Annotated in this window: 7 protein-coding genes; 5 read left to right on the top strand and 2 right to left on the bottom strand. The window is 71.6% G+C overall.

Translation table 11 applies throughout. From position 1 onward, the window contains the following. Positions 1–219: 219 nt before the first annotated feature. Complete coding sequence (locus IEY30_RS16660; RefSeq protein ID WP_030202869.1) at positions 220–1,035, top strand: DUF6299 family protein; 816 nt, start codon at positions 220–222, stop codon at positions 1,033–1,035. Positions 1,036–1,133: 98 nt separating this feature from the next. Here IEY30_RS16660 and IEY30_RS16655 read toward each other — a convergent pair whose 3' ends face one another. Next, positions 1,134–1,757, bottom strand: a complete 624-nt coding sequence (locus IEY30_RS16655) for an isochorismatase family protein (protein WP_052358994.1) — start codon at positions 1,755–1,757, stop codon at positions 1,134–1,136. Between the two features lie 3 nt (positions 1,758–1,760). Further along, complete coding sequence (locus IEY30_RS16650) at positions 1,761–3,074, bottom strand: nicotinate phosphoribosyltransferase (protein ID WP_030202853.1); 1,314 nt, start codon at positions 3,072–3,074, stop codon at positions 1,761–1,763. Between the two features lie 74 nt (positions 3,075–3,148). On the opposite strand from IEY30_RS16650, the gene clpS reads away from it, so the two are divergent. From clpS to IEY30_RS16630, 4 genes are all read left to right on the top strand, one after another. Then, positions 3,149–3,454, top strand: coding sequence for an ATP-dependent Clp protease adapter ClpS (gene clpS / locus IEY30_RS16645; RefSeq protein ID WP_030202841.1), 306 nt, complete (start codon positions 3,149–3,151; stop codon positions 3,452–3,454). Next, positions 3,454–4,161 carry a DUF2017 domain-containing protein gene (locus IEY30_RS16640; protein WP_030202838.1) on the top strand — a complete coding sequence of 236 codons (708 nt, stop codon included), beginning with the start codon at positions 3,454–3,456 and terminating at the stop codon, positions 4,159–4,161. Before clpS ends, IEY30_RS16640 begins: the two co-directional genes overlap by 1 nt. A gap of 56 nt (positions 4,162–4,217) precedes the next feature. After that, on the top strand, positions 4,218–4,985 hold the full coding sequence (locus IEY30_RS16635) for an MBL fold metallo-hydrolase (protein ID WP_030202835.1): 768 nt from the start codon (positions 4,218–4,220) through the stop codon (positions 4,983–4,985). 132 nt (positions 4,986–5,117) lie between these two features. Then, complete coding sequence (locus IEY30_RS16630; RefSeq protein WP_030202833.1) at positions 5,118–5,987, top strand: aldo/keto reductase; 870 nt, start codon at positions 5,118–5,120, stop codon at positions 5,985–5,987. Positions 5,988–6,000: the final 13 nt, after the last annotated feature.

Below are 6,000 nucleotides of genomic sequence, written 5' to 3'. Positions count from 1 at the left end.
GCGCTGACCCGTCCTGCGCTGACCCGTCCTGCGCTGACCCGTCCTGCGCTGACCCGTCCTGCGCTGACCCGTCCTGCCCGACAAGGAATCGGAGCATTTCGGGCATGACCGTAAAGAGTTGGTCAGGAGATGTCCTGACCGACAACCGTCGCCGGGGCGCGGCGGTCTAGTGGAGTGAGGCGCTCAACGGGGAGCGCCTACAGGGATAGGTGATCATCCATGAGAGCTCCACGCCTTCTCGTCGCCCTCGCCGCGGCCGCCCTCCTCGGGCCTCTCGGCGCCACGACGGCCTCTGCCGCGCCGACCAACGACACCTCCGCCGGGGCCACGGCCGTCACGTCGCTGCCGACCACCGTCACCCAGGACACGAGCACGGCGACGACCGATGCGCTTGACGCCACCCTCAACGAGCAGTGTGGCGCTCCGGCGACGAACGGCAGCGTCTGGTTCACCTACACCGACCCCACCGGCGACGGGCTCCTCGTCGACCTGGCGCAGTCCGACTTCACCGCCGGCGTCATGATCGTCCAGGGCGATCCGACCGCGGGCGGCTTCCTCGTCGCGTGCGGTCCGGAGGCGGTGGCGGTCCGTGGCGAGGCAGGCACGACCTACTACGTCATGGCCTTCTCGGACACGCCGGAGAGGATCGGCGGCACCCTCGTCGCCTCGTTCGAGCCGCTCCCGCCGGCCCCGGTCTCGACGCTCACCGTCGACCCACGTGCCACGGCCTACAAGGACGGCTCGTTGAAGCTGACCGGCTCGTACTCGTGCTCGAACGCCAACGGCTTCTTCAGCGACATCGAGGGCCAGGTCGTCCAGCGCGTCGGTCGCGTCAAGATCGCCGGCTTCTTCTTCACGTCGCCGCTCGAGTGCGACGGTGCGGTCCACCCGTGGGAGGCGTTCGCGTTCAGCGACAACGGTCTCTTCGCCGGCGGCAAGGCCGCGAACGTGAGCATCGTCTTCGCGTGCGGTGACTTCGACTGCGCGACCACCGCCGTCGAGCAGTCCGTCCAGGTCAGCCGCAACGGCAAGTGACCTGACCAGAGGGGGCGGCGCGTCACGACAGGGGTCGTGACGCGCCGTACCGGTCGGTCACCAGAACCGTTGCAGCCGAAGGCCGCCGGCGTATGCCGTCAGCTCGCGACCGTGGGCGCGCCGAGCAGGCGCACGCCCGCCTCTGTGAGCTGCGCCAGGGCCGCGTCCGTGGTGGGCCGGGCCACGCCGGCGGTGAGGTCGAGCAGCACCGTCGTCTCGAAGCCCTCGCGGCGGGCGTCGAGAGCCGTCGCCCGGACGCAGTGGTCCGTGGCGATGCCCACGACGTCGACACGGGAGACTCCGCGCTCGGTGAGCCAGGTCGCGAGCGCCACCCGCTCGTCGTCGGCGGAGCGACCCTCGAAACCGCTGTACGCCGCGGCGTGCTCGCCCTTGCGGAAGACCGCCTCAACGTTGTCGAAGGCCCCGACGAGGTTGGGGTGCAGGTCGGCCCCGTCGCTGTCGGCGACGCAGTGCACCGGCCACGAGTCGACGTAGTCGGGGGTGGACGAGAAGTGGTCGCCCGGGTCGATGTGCCAGTCCGCCGTCGCCACGACGTGGTCGTAGTCGGCCACGTGCGCGTTGACGTGGTCGCCGATGCGGCGGGCGACGTCTGCGCCGCCCCCGACGGCGAGGGATCCGCCCTCGCAGAAGTCGTTCTGCACGTCGACGATGATCAAGGCCCGCCCACCGTCCGGCTGCGTCGATGTGACCGATGTGACCATGGCTCAGTCCTCCTCGTAGATGGTGGGGATCACGGGCTCGCCGCGCGAGAGCTGTGCCGCCGCCCGGGGCAGCTCGGCCCGCGACGCCTCGTGGCGGGCGCGCGCCTCGTGGATGTCCTGGTGGTCGACGACCTCCCCGTCGCGGACGAGGTCGATCATGAGCGGGCGGTCGTTGCCGTCGTCGCGGGGGCGCTCGCCGATGCCGATGACCTCGGCCTGCGCCACGCCGGACGGGCTGAGCCGTCGCAGGGCCCACTTGCGGCCTCCGACCGACGTCTTGTCCTTGCTCTTCTTCGCGACGCCCTGCATGTGCCCGGACGCGTCCTCGCGTTGGACGAGCTTGTAGACCATGGAGGCGGTCGGCGCGCCCGAGCCGGTCACGAGCGCCGTGCCGACCCCGTATCCGCTGACGGGACCGGCCGCGAGCCCGGCGATGGCGTACTCGTCGAGGTCGGAGGTCACGATGATGCGCGTGTCGGTGTTGCCGGCCGCGTCGAGCTGGGCGCGCACCTCGGTGGCCTGGATGAGGAGGTCTCCCGAGTCGAGCCGGACCGCCCCGAGCTCCGGGCCGGCGATCTCCATCGCGAGCTCGACGGCAGTCCTGACGTCGTAGGTGTCGACGAGGAGCGTCGTGCCCTTGCCGAGCGACTCGACCTGCGCCGTGAACGCCTCCTTCTCCGAGTCGTAGAGGAGGGTGAAGGCGTGGGCCGCGGTGCCGGTCGTCGGCACGCCGTAGCGCCGGCCGGCCTCGAGGTTGCTCGTCGCCTCGAAGCCGGCGACGTAGGCCGCGCGGGCCGCCGCGACGGCCGACTCCTCGTGCGTGCGCCTCGAGCCCATCTCGATGCACGGCCTGCCGATGGCGGCCGTCGTCATGCGCGAGGCGGCGGACGCGATCGCGGTGTCGTGGTTGAGGATCGAGAGCACGAGCGTCTCGAGGATGACGCCCTCCGCGAAGGTCGACTCCACGACGAGCACCGGGGACTGCGGGAAGTAGCACTCACCCTCCGCGTAGCCACTGACGTGACCGGAGAAGCGGTAGCTCTCCAGCCAGTCGACGGTCTGCCGGTCGACGACCTCGTGGTCGGAGAGGAAGCGCAGCTCGTCGTCGCCGAAGCGGAACTGCTCGAGTGCCTCGAGCACCCGGCCCGTGCCGGCGATGACGCCGTAGCGCCGCCCGTCCGGCAGTCGACGGGCGAAGGCCTCGAAGACGCACCGTCGGTGCGCCTCGCCCGAGGCGAGCGCGGCCTGCAGCATCGTCAGCTCGTAGTGGTCGGTCAGCAGCGCCGTGCTCGCGGCGCGGGGGCTCGTCGGGCTCACGAGCCCCACCCTAGGCGCGAACGGCGGTCGGGGACCGTCTGCCTCGCGGTCGCCGGTGGACCTAGGGTGGCCCTGTGACCGCACCCACGCTCTCCCTCGCGCCCGTCGAGCAGGAGGTGACCTCCACCGACGAGGTCGTCGCCCCCGACGTGCCGTGGGTGACGATCGTCTGGAACGACCCCGTCAACCTCATGACGTACGTGACGTGGGTCTTCGAGACGTACTTCGGCTACGCGCGAGCCAAGGCCGAGAAGCTGATGATGGACGTGCACGTCAAGGGCCGCGCCGTCGTGTCCAACGGCGCCCGCGAGACGATGGAGCGCGACGCCGAGGCGCTCCAGGGCTACGGGCTCTGGGCCACGTTCGAGAAGGACAGCTGATGGCCCGCGCCTTCCTGCGCGAGCAGGACCGCTACGTCGGCCTGCTGGAGTCGACCGAGCGCATCGTGCTGCAGGGGCTCATGCAGCAGACGCGGCTGCTGCTCTCCCCGGAGATCGAGCCCACCGGTGACGCGTTCGACGACCTCGTGGCGACGATGGGCCTGTCCCTGAGCGCTGCCGACCAGGAGCCGTCGGCTGCGAAGGACGGTGCCGCAGAGGCGGACTCGTCGTCGTTCGCCGAGCGGGACCCTGCGCTGGACCGGCTGCTGCCGACGGCCCACCGGGGCGACGACCAGATCGCCGCCGAGTTCCGCCGGCTGACGGAGGAGGGGCTGCGCCAGCGCAAGAGCGGCAACCTCGACGTCGCGCTCGAGTGCGTGGAGCAGGCCGTCGGCAACCGCGTCGTGCTCGACGAGACCCAGGCTCCAGCGTTCCTCATGGCACTCACCGACGTGCGGCTGCTGCTCGGCGAGCGCATGGGCATGCGCACCGAGGAGGACGCCGAGGCCCTGCACGACGCGATGGACGACATCGACGACGACGACCCGCTCGGCTACGCGATGGCGTGGTACGACTTCCTCACCTGGCTGCAGGAGACCCTGACGCAGGCGCTCATGGGCACCGACCTGCGCGACGTCGTGGCGGCATACGACGACGACCTCGAGGACGACTCGGACGACGAGGGTCCCCGGGACGGCTCGGTGTGACGCAACCGACGCGCGGGCGCCCGGCCGTCGTCGGCGCAGGCACCTAGGCTCGTCCCGTGGACGTCACGATCGTCGGGTGCTCGGGATCCTTCGCCGGGCCACGCTCGCCCGCCTCGTCCTACCTCGTCCGCGCCGAGCACGAGGGGCGCACGTGGAGCATCGTGCTCGACCTCGGCAACGGTGCGCTGGGAGCTCTCCAGCGCCACATCGAGCCGTATGCCGTCGACGGCGTCCTGCTCAGCCACCTGCACGTCGACCACTGCATCGACATGTGCGGGCTCTACGTCATGATGCGCTACGTCCCCGGCGGTCCGGGCCGCTCGACGATGCCGGTGTGGGGTCCGCCCGGCACCGGGGTGCACCTGGCACGCGCCTACGGCAGCGGCGAGGCCGAGGACGTCCTCGGGGTCTTCGACTTCCACGACCTGCGCCACCGCGACCCCGTCACCGTCGGGCCGTTCACGATCACCCCGGTCCGCGTCAACCACCCGGTGGAGGCCTATGGCTTCCGGGTCGAGGCCGGGGGCCGGGTGCTGGCCTACACCGGCGACACCGACACGTGCGACGAGCTCGACGAGCTGCTGACGGGCGCCGACCTCGTGCTCGCCGACTCGGCCTTCGTCGACGGTCGTGACACCGTCCCCGACATCCACCTGTCCGGTCGCCGGGCGGCCGAGGCCGCGGTGCGCGCCGGGGGAGTCCGGCGCCTCGTGCTGACCCACATCCCTGCCTGGAACGACCCCGAGGTGTGCCGGGAGCAGGCTGCCGCCGTCTGGCCGGGTGAGGTCGAGCTCGCCCAGGCCGACGCCACCTACTGCCTCTGACGTCCGGTCCGTCCTGCGGACGGGTGACGGGAGACGCCTCGCGCACCCGGGTATGGAACGTGACGGTGCGGCGCGCGCCCGGCACTCGTCGGGAGGGCGCCGGCCAGCACCGACCGAACCAAGGAGGCACCGTTGCAGCAGCGAACCATCGGATCGAGGAAGGTCAGCGCGATCGGGCTCGGGGGCATGCCGATGTCCATCGAGGGCCGGCCCGACGAGGACCGGTCGATCCGGACCATCCACGCCGCGCTCGACGCCGGCGTCACGCTCATCGACACGGCCGACGCCTACCACCGGGACGCCGGCGAGGTGGGCCACAACGAGTCCCTCATCGCCAAGGCGCTGTCGTCGTGGTCGGGCAGCGCGTCCGACGTGCTCGTGGCCACCAAGGGCGGCCACCTGCGCCCCGGCGACGGGTCGTGGACCAAGGACGGGCGTCCCGAGCACCTCAAGGAGGCGGCCAAGGCCTCGCTCCAGCGGCTCGGGGGCGACGCCATCGGTCTCTACCAGTTCCACCGTCCCGACCCGGACGTGCCCTATGCGGAGTCGGTCGGCGCCCTGGCCGACCTGCTCGACGAGGGCGTCATCGAGATGGCCGGCATCTCCAACGCGGACCCCGCCCAGATCCGCGAGGCCCAGGAGGTGCTCGGCGGACGGCTCGTGTCGGTGCAGAACCAGTTCTCACCGGCCTTCCGCAGCAGCCGTCGCGAGCTCGACCTGTGCGCCGAGCTCGGCATCGCGTTCCTGCCGTGGAGCCCGCTCGGCGGCATCAGCAAGGCCGGTGACCTCGGCAGCCGGCACGACGCGTTCGCCGAGGTGGCCAAGGCCCACGACGTGAGCCCGCAGCGGGTCGCGCTCGCCTGGGAGCTCGCCCTCGCCCCGGTCGTCGTGCCGATCCCCGGCGCGTCGCGACCGGAGAGCATCGAGGACTCGGTGCAGGCCGTCGACCTCGAGCTCTCGGCGGACGAGGTGGAGCGGCTCTCCGCCGAGACCCTGGACTGACCGACCGTCTGAC

The sequence above is a fragment of the Terrabacter tumescens genome, assembly GCF_014646815.1.
Classification (GTDB): Bacteria; Actinomycetota; Actinomycetes; order Actinomycetales; family Dermatophilaceae; genus Terrabacter; species Terrabacter tumescens.
Note: the sequence above shows the minus strand (reverse complement) of the source record. Positions and strands in the feature narration are given on the sequence as shown.